Source organism: Streptomyces sp. NPDC029216 (assembly GCF_040648015.1).
In the GTDB taxonomy this organism is placed as follows: Bacteria; Actinomycetota; Actinomycetes; order Streptomycetales; family Streptomycetaceae; genus Streptomyces.
The window spans coordinates 27,938-35,059 of the sequence record NZ_JBEZWL010000080.1 but is presented as its reverse complement, the minus strand read 5'-3'; the positions used below and the strand labels follow the sequence as shown (position 1 = coordinate 35,059).

The 7,122-nt window shown below is 71.3% G+C and carries 5 protein-coding genes; 2 read left to right on the top strand and 3 right to left on the bottom strand.

The features are described from left to right. Positions 1 to 374: 374 nt before the first annotated feature. Positions 375 to 911, bottom strand: coding sequence for a MarR family transcriptional regulator (locus AB0F18_RS25540; protein ID WP_362064467.1), 537 nt, complete (start codon positions 909 to 911; stop codon positions 375 to 377). 112 nt (positions 912 to 1,023) lie between these two features. Between AB0F18_RS25540 and AB0F18_RS25535 the strand changes: the two genes are divergently transcribed. Beyond that, positions 1,024 to 2,331, top strand: a complete 1,308-nt coding sequence (locus AB0F18_RS25535) for an MFS transporter (RefSeq protein WP_362064465.1) — start codon at positions 1,024 to 1,026, stop codon at positions 2,329 to 2,331. A gap of 71 nt (positions 2,332 to 2,402) precedes the next feature. Here AB0F18_RS25535 and AB0F18_RS25530 read toward each other — a convergent pair whose 3' ends face one another. Together AB0F18_RS25530 and AB0F18_RS25525 are read right to left on the bottom strand one after the other, a co-directional pair. Next, positions 2,403 to 4,133: an ATP-binding SpoIIE family protein phosphatase gene (locus tag AB0F18_RS25530; protein WP_362064463.1), complete on the bottom strand. Its 1,731-nt coding sequence runs from the start codon at positions 4,131 to 4,133 to the stop codon at positions 2,403 to 2,405. Between the two features lie 176 nt (positions 4,134 to 4,309). After that, on the bottom strand, positions 4,310 to 5,728 hold the full coding sequence (locus AB0F18_RS25525; protein ID WP_362064461.1) for an NAD(P)/FAD-dependent oxidoreductase: 1,419 nt from the start codon (positions 5,726 to 5,728) through the stop codon (positions 4,310 to 4,312). 342 nt (positions 5,729 to 6,070) lie between these two features. Between AB0F18_RS25525 and AB0F18_RS25520 the strand changes: the two genes are divergently transcribed. Then, complete coding sequence (locus AB0F18_RS25520; RefSeq protein ID WP_362064459.1) at positions 6,071 to 6,850, top strand: helix-turn-helix domain-containing protein; 780 nt, start codon at positions 6,071 to 6,073, stop codon at positions 6,848 to 6,850. The last annotated feature ends 272 nt before the right edge of the window (positions 6,851 to 7,122 follow it).

Sequence of the window (7,122 nt, the reverse complement as noted above, 5' to 3'; positions counted from 1 at the left end):
CGGACGCTTCCTTTGTACTCACCCTCTCGGGCTTTCCTCCGGGCTTTCGTTCTGTCTTGCTGTCTTGCGTTTCCGACTCTATCAGATCCTTTCGGGCCTGACTCCCAGTCAGCGGGGTTTGTCTTCCGGGCTGTTGGGCCCTTCCGACTCCTGAACTCTAGCGGATTTTCCCGGCAACCGATAATCGGGCCTTCGGAAATGAATTCGGACATGCCGAATTCGTTCCCGGTGGGAGATCGTGCTGAGTAGGTTGCCGCGACGAGGCGGCGGATTCGTTGGCCTCAGAACCTTCCGGCTCTGGGACAACTCGAAGAACCTTACGGATCCACGAGTGGCGTGTCAACCCGGGAGGTCAGGCCCGGGGAGGGGCCCGCTCAGTGCCGGGGCTGGAGGTCCTCCACGCGGTCCAGGACCCGGGTCAGCATGTCGCCCAGGACCCCGCGCTCCGCGGTGGAGAGGTCCTGGAGGAGGTCCTCCTCGAACACCGTCGCCGCGCGCATCGCGTCCAGCCACTTGCTGCGGCCCTCGTCCGTCAGCTCCACGATCACGCGGACCCGGTTGGACTCGTCCCGTTCCCGGGTGACCAGACCCTCGGCCGTCATGCGGTCGATCCGGTGGGTCATCGCCGCCGGCGTCAGGCCCAGCTGCTTCGCGAGCTCGCTCGGGCCCATCCGGTACGGGGCGCCCGAGAGGACCAGGGCCTTGAGGACCTCCCACTCCGCGTTGCTGATGCCGAGAGCGGCCGTCTGGCGGCCGTACGCGACGTTCATGCGGCGGTTCAGGCGGCTGAGGGCCGAGACGACCTTCTCCACCTGGGGGTCCAGGTCCTGGAACTCGCGCTGATAGATGGCGATCTGCTCGTCGAGGCTCGGCTCGTGGACGGGCGCGGTGCCGTCGGGGGTGTCAGCCATGGTCCGAAGTATCCCACGAACCCGTTGGCGTCTAACTCCTTCGATGTGTAGAGTTAAGCATCGAACTTTAGGTATGAAGTCTTCAGACTTTAGCTATCAGGGCAGGTGAGAAGTGACCAAGGTGATGGGCGCTGCGATGCGGCGGATCCAGGCCGGGAACGCGCTGACCGCGTTCGGCATCGGCTTCACGGTTCCGTTCCTCTACATCTATGTGGCGCAGGTGCGGGGGCTGGGCTCCATGGCCGCCACGAGTGCGTTCGTGGCGTTCGCCCTGGGTGCTCTCGTCGCGCTGCCCTTCACCGGCCGGGTCATCGACCGGCGGGGTCCGGTGCCCGTGGTCATGGGTGCGGCCGTGGCCGCCTCGGCGGGTGCGCTCTCCCTCGGGCTGTCCACCGGCGTGGTGCCGATCCTGCTGTCCGCCCTGGCGCTCGGTGCCGGGCAGGCCGTGATGCAGCCGGCGCTGGCCACGATGATCGTGTGGTGCTCGACGCCGTCGACCCGTACGCGTGCCTTCGCGCTCCAGTTCTTCATGCAGAACCTGGGTCTGGGCATCGGCGGGCTCGCCGGCGGTCAGATCGTCGACGTGACCCGGCCCGGGAGCTTCACCCTGCTGTTCGGCATCGAGGCCGTGATGTTCCTGGTGCTGGCCGGGGTCATCGCCACCGTGCGGATGCCGCAGGCTCCGAGCATCAAGGACGCCCTGCCCAAGGACCCGGCCCAGGCGGACGGCGGCTGGAAGCGGCTGCTGCGGCACAAGGCCATGGTGCAGTTGTGTCTGCTGGGCTTCGTGCTCTTCTTCGCCTGTTACGGACAGTTCGAGTCGGGTCTGGCCGCCTTCGGTACGGAGGCCGCGGGGATCTCCCCGTCCACCCTCGGGTTCGCGCTGGCCGCCAACACCGGTGCGATCGTCGTGGCGCAGTTCGTGGTGCTGAAGCTGGTCGAGAAGCGCCGCCGGTCGCGGGTGATCGCGCTGGTCGGGCTGATCTGGACCGTGGCGTGGCTGATCGCCGGGTTCTCTGGGCTGGGGCACGGCAGCGCGACGATGGCGGCGGCCGCGTTCGTGAGCACGTACGCGCTCTTCGGGATCGGTGAGGCGATGCTGTCGCCGACGCTGGCGCCGCTGGTGGCGGACCTGGCTCCGGAGGGGTCGGTCGGGCGGTACAACTCGGCGTTCGCGCTGGTCAAGCAGATGGCGCTGGCCCTGGGGCCGCTGGGTGTGCCGCTGGGTGCGGGCGTTCCGATGCTGTACATCGGGATCTTCGTGCTGGTGTCGCTGGGGATCGCCGGTCTGGCGCTGCGGCTGGGCGGGCAGCTGAGCCCGGTGCAGGACAACCCGTCGCTGCTGGGCGGCCGGGTCGTGGCCGGCTCCGCGAAGGGTGTGGAGCGGGTGGAGCAGCGGGGCGAGCGGGTGTCCGCGTAAGAGCTGAGCAGATGGGGAGAGGCCCCGGTCCTGTGGACCGGGGCCTCTTCCGTGTTTTCCGGTGCGCCGGGCTATTTGTCGGGCAGGGCGAACTCGCACCAGACGGCCTTGCCGCCGCCGGGGGTGCGACGGGAGCCCCAGGCCGAGGCGATGGTGGCGATGATCGAGATGCCGCGTCCGGTCTCGTCGGCGGGTTCGGCGCGGCGGCGGCGCGGGAGGTGGTCGTCGCCGTCGGTGACCTCGACGATCAGGCGTCGGTCGGTGCGGCGCAGGCGCAGCCGCATGGGCGGGGTGCCGTGCTGGAGGGAGTTGGCGACGAGTTCGCTGGCGGCGAGGACGCCGAGGTCGCAGAGCTCCATGGGGAAGCGCCAGGAGCTGAGGACGCCCTGGGCGAAGGCGCGGGCGCGCGGGGCGGCCTCGACGCCGCCGAGGAGTTCCAGGGCGGCGTTGTGGAAGAGCTCGGCGTCGGTTCCGGTGCGGGCGGGCTGCTGGAGGACCATGACGGCGACGTCGTCGTCGTGGTCGGCGTCGACGCCGAGGGCGCGCATCAGGCGGTCGCAGATGATCGCGGGGGTTCCCTGGGCTCCGGCGAGGGCGCGTTCGAGGGCGGAGACGCCTTCGTCGATGTCCTCGCCGCGGCGTTCGACGAGGCCGTCGGTGTAGAGGACGGCGGTGGAGCCGGGGCCGAGGGCGATGGTGCCGGAGGTGTGGAGCCAGCCGCCGGTGCCGAGGGGCGGGCCGGTGGGGTCGGCGGCGCGGCGTACGGTGCCGTCCTCGTCGCGGACGAGGATGGGGAGGTGGCCGGCGGAGGCGTAGGCGAGGAGGCCTTCGTTGGGGTCGTGGACGGCGTAGACGCAGGTGGCGATCTGGCTGGCGTCGATCTCGGCGGCGAGGCCGTCGAGGAGCTGGAGCACCTCGTGCGGGGGCAGGTCGAGGCGGGCGTAGGCGCGGACGGCGGTGCGCAGCTGACCCATCACGGCGGCGGCGCGGACGCCGCGGCCCATGACGTCGCCGATGACGAGGGCGGTGCGGCCGGCGCCGAGGGTGATGACGTCGTACCAGTCGCCTCCGACGGCGGCCTCGGTGCCGCCGGGCTGGTAGGTGGCGGCGATGCGGAGGTCGTCGGGCTGTTCCAGTTCCTGGGGGAGGAGGGAGCGCTGGAGGGTGACGGCGGCTTCGCGCTGGCGGCGTTCGCTGGCGCGGAGGCGGTCGACGGCTTCGGCGTGGTCGGTGACGTCGGCGAGGTGGACGAGGATCCCGGTGTGGTGGGGGTCGGGGCGGCCGTCGGCGTCGGCCTTGGGGAACTGCACGGGGGTGCAGGTGACGGTGTAGGAGCTGCCGCCGCCGGGGGCCTGACGGTTCTTGGCGGTGCGGGGTTTGCCGCTGCGCTGGACCTGGTCGAGGAGCGGGAGCAGGCCGAGCTCGCCGAGTTCGGGGAGGGCGAGGTGCGCGGGGGCGCCGGTGGTGCGGGGGCCGAAGCCGGCGGTGTAGGCGTCGTTGACGTAGGCGACGCGGTGCTCGGGGCCGTGGACGAGGGCGATGAGGGCGGGGAGGAGTCCGAGGACCTCCTGTACGGAGAGCTCGTCGAGGGCGGGTGCGGCGGGGAGGGGGGCCGTGCCGGTGCCGGAGACGGTGGCGTCGGCGGGGCTGCCCTCGGGTGGCGCCGGGGGGTGGGCGGCGGCGCCGCGGGCTGCCGGGACGGAGCCTTCACCCCTTTTGGCCTGGGCGGCGGCGTGCTCGTTCCGGGCGGCGGCGCGGCGCTGCGTTCCGGGAAACCGGGCGCTCCATCGCGTGAAGTTCACTGCGTTCAAGCCTCGTGGTGTCGCAAGTGGTCGCGGTGTCTCCTCCCGGTGTGGTGTCCGGGAGGTGCCCCGTGTGGTCGGTCGCTTGCTGCTGGTCCCTCCGTGGGGCGTCACTCTGTGCAGGTGTGAGCCCACCTATGGTCACACGTCCAGTGTGGCGGACGGCACTGACAACGTCAGCCCTCGTTGTCCTTCGGGGGTTGGGGGGCGGGGTTCGGGGGGTGGTGCCGGTGGCCTCCGCCGGCGGCGAGTTCGAACTCTGCCCTGGGGTGTTCGAGGGATCCGAGGGAGACGATCTCGCGGGTGAAGAGTCCTGCGAGGGTCCATTCGGCGAGTACGCGCATCTTGCGGTTGAAGGTGGGGACGCGGCTGAGGTGGTAGGTGCGGTGCATGAACCAGGCGGGGTAGCCCTTGATCTTGCGTCCGTAGACGTGGGCGACGCCCTTGTGGAGGCCGAGGGAGGCGACGGAGCCGGCGTATTTGTGGGCGTATTCGGTGAGGGCTTCGTCGCGGAGGGCGGCGATGAGGTTGTCGGCGAGCTGTTTGGCCTGGCGGACGGCGTGCTGGGCGTTGGGGGCGCATTCGCGGCCCGGTTCGTCCGCGGTGATGTCGGGGACGGCGGCGGCGTCGCCGGCGGCCCAGGCGTGTTCGACGCCTTCGACGGTGAGGAAGGAGGTGCAGCGCAGGCGGCCGCGTTCGTTCCTGGGGAGGTCGGTGGCGGCGAGGATGGGGTGGGGTTTGACGCCGGCGGTCCAGACGACGGTGCGGGTGGGGAAGCGGGCGCCGTCGCTGAGGACGGCGACGCGGTTCTCGCAGGATTCGAGGCGGGTCTCCAGGCGGACGTCGATGTTGCGGCGGCGCAGTTCGCGGACGGTGTAGGTGCCCATTTCGGGGCCGACCTCGGGGAGGATGCGGTCGCTGGCCTCGACCAGCACCCATTTCATGTCCTCGGCCTTGATGTTGTGGTAGTACCGGGCCGCGTAGCGGGCCATGTCCTCCAGTTCGCCGAGTGCCTCGACGCCGGCGAATCCGCCGCCGACGAAGACGAAGGTGAGGGCGGCGTCGCGGATGGCGGGGTCGCGGGTGGAGGAGGCGATGTCCATCTGTTCGATGACGTGGTTGCGCAGGCCGATGGCCTCTTCCACGGTCTTGAAGCCGATGCCGTAGTCGGCGAGGCCGGGGACGGGGAGGGTGCGGGAGACGGAGCCGGGGGCGAGGACGAGTTCGTCGTACTCGATCTCCAGGTCGCCGGTGCCCTCGTCGGGGGTGGCGAGGGTGGTGACGGTCGCGGTCCGTTTGGCGTGGTCGATGCGCTGGGCCTGGCCGATGACGATGCGGCAGCGGTCGAGGACGCGGCGCAGGGGGATGACGACGTGGCGCGGGGAGATGGCTCCGGCGGCGGCTTCGGGGAGGAAGGGCTGATACGTCATGTAGGGCTCGGGGGTGACCACCGTGACCTCGGCTTCGCCGGATCTGAGCTTCCGCTGGAGGCCCAGCGCGGTGTACATGCCGACGTATCCGCCTCCGATGACGAGGATGCGCGTGCGGGGCGGGGTACCGGGGGCGTCGCCCCGCGAGTTAGCAGCCTTCACCATCCCATGACGCAACGTGGCCGGGAGTTTGTCCACAGGCCCGGCACATTGTGTGACCGGTGGGGAGGTCGGGACGGGGCTGTCGAGGGACTCGGATCGCACGATAAGTGCGCAGGTCAGGCCCGTCGGAGGGGGTGATTCCGGAGGCTTGCGGCGGAAAAGTGGGGGTGAATGCTCCGATCGGGCGGTGCTCCGTCGGGGGCTGCCTCTTCTGAATTGACTCTGGCTCAACTATGTTCGTATCTCGTCGAGGAGTAGGACCAGGGCCCACATGACCGTGGCCCCCCTCGACACGAAGGCGGGGAGTGTCTCCGGGGGGAGACAAATGATTACCGGGGGATACATATGCACATTTCCGATTTCCATGGTTCTGCCACCGCTCTGTCCGCAGAGAGCGGCGGCCGCGTGATCGCGGGCACGACCACCCACGGCACGGGCCGTTCGACGCCGCTGCGCGTCGACGCGCAGCGCAACCTCGAACACGTCCTGCGCGCCGCGCGCGAGGTCTTCGGCGAGCTCGGCTACGGGGCCCCGATGGAGGACGTGGCGCGCCGCGCGCGCGTCGGCGTCGGGACCGTCTACCGGCGGTTCCCCAGCAAGGACGTGCTGGTCCGGCGCATAGCCGAGGAGGAGACCGCCCGGCTGACGGAGCAGGCGAAGTCCGCTCTGGGCCAGGAGGAGGAGCCGTGGCAGGCGCTGTCGCGCTTCCTGCGCACCTCCGTGGCCTCGGGCGCGGGCCGGCTGCTGCCGCCGCAGGTGCTGCGGGTCGGCGCGGCCGAGGAGGACGCCACCGAGGACGAGGGCGCGGCGCGCGTGCCGCACCAGCGTCAGGCCGGGGCGGCCGTCGCGGGCGGGGCTCCGGAGCTGCGTGTCGTGGGCGCGCGGACCCCGATCGAGGACGAGCCGTCGGAGGACGCGGGCGCGGGTGCGCTGCTGGAGGTCGTCGGCCGGCTGGTGGACCGGGCCCGGGAGGCCGGTGAGCTGCGGGCCGATGTCACGGTGGCCGACGTGCTGCTGGTGATAGCGACCGCCGCGCCCGCGCTGCCGGACCCGGCGCAGCAGGCCGCCGCTTCGGCGCGGCTGCTGGACATCCTGCTTGAGGGGCTGCGTTCGCGCACGGCCTGATCCGTACGGGCGCCCGTGCCCGTCGGTGCCGACGGTTCGAGCGGCCCCCGCAGGGGTGGGGGCCGCTCGGGCCGGGGCGGACGGCCGGGCCAGCGCGGACGGCCGGAGCGGCTTGGGCGGCTCGGGTGGTGCGCGCGGCCGGAGTTGTGCGGGCGGTGGTGCGGGCGGCTTCGGGGCGTCGGATCGTCAACGGGGCGCCTGGGACGGCCGGTCACTCGTAGGGGTGAGGAGCGGTTCGGCGATTCGCCGGATTGTCCCCGGATGGGTGGATG

What these genes read in the sequence shown, in the direction of transcription:
- AB0F18_RS25525 (WP_362064461.1), bottom strand. Translation starts at nt 5,728, where the DNA reads ATGGTGAAGGCTGCTAACTCGCGGGGCGACGCCCCCGGTACCCCGCCC.
- AB0F18_RS25520 (WP_362064459.1), top strand. Translation starts at nt 6,071, where the DNA reads ATGCACATTTCCGATTTCCATGGTTCTGCCACCGCTCTGTCCGCAGAG.
- AB0F18_RS25540 (WP_362064467.1), bottom strand. Translation starts at nt 911, where the DNA reads ATGGCTGACACCCCCGACGGCACCGCGCCCGTCCACGAGCCGAGCCTC.